Below are 3,607 nucleotides of genomic sequence, written 5' to 3'. Positions count from 1 at the left end.
GAGCCGACATCGAGGTGCCAAACCATCCCGTCGATATGGACTCTTGGGGAAGATCAGCCTGTTATCCCCGGGGTACCTTTTATCCGTTGAGCGACGGCGCTTCCACAAGCCACCGCCGGATCACTAGTCCCGACTTTCGTCCCTGCTCGACCCGTCGGTCTCACAGTCAAGCTCCCTTGTGCACTTACACTCAACACCTGATTGCCAACCAGGCTGAGGGAACCTTTGGGCGCCTCCGTTACCCTTTGGGAGGCAACCGCCCCAGTTAAACTACCCATCAGACACTGTCCCTGATCCGGATCACGGACCGAGGTTAGACATCCAGCACGACCAGAGTGGTATTTCAACGACGACTCCACAACCACTGGCGTGGCCGCTTCAAAGTCTCCCACCTATCCTACACAAGCCGAACCGAACACCAATATCAAACTATAGTAAAGGTCCCGGGGTCTTTCCGTCCTGCTGCGCGAAACGAGCATCTTTACTCGTAGTGCAATTTCACCGGGCCTATGGTTGAGACAGTCGAGAAGTCGTTACGCCATTCGTGCAGGTCGGAACTTACCCGACAAGGAATTTCGCTACCTTAGGATGGTTATAGTTACCACCGCCGTTTACTGGCGCTTAAGTTCTCAGCTTCGCACGCCCGAAAGCGCACTAACCGGTCCCCTTAACGTTCCAGCACCGGGCAGGCGTCAGTCCGTATACATCGCCTTACGGCTTCGCACGGACCTGTGTTTTTAGTAAACAGTCGCTTCTCGCTGGTCTCTGCGGCCACCCCCAGCTCACGGAGTAAATCCGATCACCAGTGATGGCCCCCCTTCTCCCGAAGTTACGGGGGCATTTTGCCGAGTTCCTTAACCATAGTTCACCCGAACGCCTCGGTATTCTCTACCTGACCACCTGAGTCGGTTTAGGGTACGGGCCGCCATGAAACTCGCTAGAGGCTTTTCTCGACAGCATAGGATCATCCACTTCACCACAATCGGCTCGGCATCAGGTCTCAGCCTTAATGAGGGACGGATTTGCCTACCCCTCGGCCTACACCCTTACCCCGGGACTACCACCGCCCGGGCTGGACTACCTTCCTGCGTCACCCCATCGCTTACCTACTACAAGTCTGGTTCGTCGGCTCCACCACTTTCCTTTCCCCGAAGGGTCCGGAACGGCTTCACGGACTTAGCATCGCCTGATTCGATATTGGGCGTTTCAAAGCGGGTACCGGAATATCAACCGGTTGTCCATCGACTACGCCTGTCGGCCTCGCCTTAGGTCCCGACTTACCCTGGGCAGATCAGCTTGACCCAGGAACCCTTAGTCAATCGGCGCACACGTTTCTCACGTGTGTATCGCTACTCATGCCTGCATTCTCACTCGTGAACCGTCCACAACTAGCTTCCGCTGCTGCTTCACCCGGCACACGACGCTCCCCTACCCATCACAGCGGGCGTTGGCCCTATTGCTGCAATGACACGACTTCGGCGGTACGCTTGAGCCCCGCTACATTGTCGGCGCGGAATCACTTGACCAGTGAGCTATTACGCACTCTTTCAAGGGTGGCTGCTTCTAAGCCAACCTCCTGGTTGTCTCTGCGACTCCACATCCTTTCCCACTTAGCGTACGCTTAGGGGCCTTAGTCGATGCTCTGGGCTGTTTCCCTCTCGACCATGGAGCTTATCCCCCACAGTCTCACTGCCGTGCTCTCACTTACCGGCATTCGGAGTTTGGCTAAGGTCAGTAACCCGGTAGGGCCCATCGCCTATCCAGTGCTCTACCTCCGGCAAGAAACACACGACGCTGCACCTAAATGCATTTCGGGGAGAACCAGCTATCACGGAGTTTGATTGGCCTTTCACCCCTAACCACAGGTCATCCCCCAGGTTTTCAACCCTGGTGGGTTCGGTCCTCCACGAAGTCTTACCTCCGCTTCAACCTGCCCATGGCTAGATCACTCCGCTTCGGGTCTAGAGCGTGCAACTCAATCGCCCTATTCGGACTCGCTTTCGCTACGGCTTCCCCACACGGGTTAACCTCGCTACACACCGCTAACTCGCAGGCTCATTCTTCAAAAGGCACGCAGTCACGACTGTATGTGCAAGCACATACAGCGACGCTCCCACGGCTTGTAGGCACACGGTTTCAGGTACTATTTCACTCCGCTCCCGCGGTACTTTTCACCATTCCCTCACGGTACTATCCGCTATCGGTCACCAGGGAATATTTAGGCTTAGCGGGTGGTCCCGCCAGATTCACACGGGATTTCTCGGGCCCCGTGCTACTTGGGAGATTCTTAAGCAAGCCGCTGATGTTTCGTCTACGGGGGTCTTACCCTCTACGCCGGACCTTTCGCATGTCCTTCGACTACATCAACGGTTTCTGACTCGCCGACCGGCCGGCAGACCGATCAAAAGAATTCCCACAACCCCGCATGCGCAACCCCTGCCGGGTATCACACGCATACGGTTTGGCCTCATCCGGTTTCGCTCGCCACTACTCCCGGAATCACGGTTGTTTTCTCTTCCTGAGGGTACTGAGATGTTTCACTTCCCCTCGTTCCCTCCACACTGCCTATGTGTTCAGCAGTGGGTGACAGCCCATGACGACTGCCGGGTTTCCCCATTCGGACACCCCCGGATCAAAGCTCAGTTGGCAGCTCCCCGGGGCCTATCGCGGCCTCTCACGTCCTTCATCGGTTCCTGGTGCCAAGGCATCCACCGTGCGCCCTTAAAAACTTGGCCACAGATGCTCGCGTCCACTGTGTAGTTCTCAAGCAACGACCAGCCACCCATCACCCCACCAGACAAGCTGATGAGTGCACTGGGGCCGGCATCGCGAAGATAAGACCTTACGGCCGTACCTTCAGATACCCAACAACGTGCCAGGCACGATCCCCCGTCAGTGACTCACTTTCCACGCCGAAGCAGTACTCGTGATCCATCCAGGAAACCGTGCCAAATAATCAACGTTCCACCCATGAGCTGACCGTGCAGAACATTTGTCTGCAATCGGTACTGTGCTCCTTAGAAAGGAGGTGATCCAGCCGCACCTTCCGGTACGGCTACCTTGTTACGACTTCGTCCCAATCGCCAGTCCCACCTTCGACAGCTCCCTCCCTTACGGGTTGGGCCACCGGCTTCGGGTGTTACCGACTTTCGTGACGTGACGGGCGGTGTGTACAAGGCCCGGGAACGTATTCACCGCAGCAATGCTGATCTGCGATTACTAGCGACTCCGACTTCATGGGGTCGAGTTGCAGACCCCAATCCGAACTGAGACCGGCTTTTTGAGATTCGCTCCACCTCACGGTATCGCAGCTCATTGTACCGGCCATTGTAGCACGTGTGCAGCCCAAGACATAAGGGGCATGATGACTTGACGTCGTCCCCACCTTCCTCCGAGTTGACCCCGGCGGTCTCCTGTGAGTCCCCATCACCCCGAAGGGCATGCTGGCAACACAGGACAAGGGTTGCGCTCGTTGCGGGACTTAACCCAACATCTCACGACACGAGCTGACGACAGCCATGCACCACCTGTATACCGACCACAAGGGGGGCACTATCTCTGATGCTTTCCGGTGTATGTCAAGCCTTGGTAAGGTTCTTCGCGTTGC

2 rRNA genes are annotated in these 3,607 nt (G+C 56.6%); both read right to left on the bottom strand.

Going from position 1 to position 3,607, the window contains the following annotated elements:
• Positions 1–2,735: ribosomal RNA gene (locus tag ACFWAD_RS29730) — 23S ribosomal RNA — on the bottom strand; the annotation flags it as partial.
• 286 nt (positions 2,736–3,021) lie between these two features.
• Positions 3,022–3,607 (bottom strand): 16S ribosomal RNA (locus ACFWAD_RS29725); the annotation flags it as partial.

Origin of the sequence: Rhodococcus sp. NPDC059969 (genome assembly GCF_042738325.1) — a bacterium.
GTDB lineage: Bacteria > Actinomycetota > Actinomycetes > Mycobacteriales > Mycobacteriaceae > Rhodococcus_F.
The sequence above is the reverse complement of the archived record's forward strand: the minus strand, read 5'-3'. Positions and strand labels throughout refer to the sequence as shown.